This is a genomic window from Domibacillus sp. PGB-M46, assembly GCF_022668875.1.
Classification (GTDB): Bacteria; Bacillota; Bacilli; order Bacillales; family Domibacillaceae; genus Domibacillus.
Window position 1 is genome coordinate 1 of the sequence record NZ_JAKGCR010000105.1, and the last position, 257, is coordinate 257.

Here is a 257-nt window from a genome sequence, read left to right on the forward strand (position 1 = left end):
GTGTGGCACAAGTGAGAATGTTGCGGCTCTTCGTCCCCTCCGCTAGGCTTTTCATGTGCTCAGAGAAGAGTCGCTTGGCATCGATGAAGGGAGTGTCTGAGACATTGCCGAAGTAAGTTGGTGAACCTCCACCAGCTTCGGTGTACCAGTACTCCGACTTGCCGACTTTTTTCTTGCGAAGATTTGCGTGACGTGGCATCTTGGTATCCAACGAAACCGGTAAATGAATCCGGTAACAAGCAGGCTGACAGAAAGAC

General features: G+C 51.0%; 1 protein-coding gene. It reads right to left on the bottom strand.

Annotated elements, in window-relative coordinates:
* Positions 1 to 257: hypothetical protein (locus tag L2D08_RS23815; protein WP_242238026.1), on the bottom strand; the 257-nt coding region annotated here is incomplete at both ends.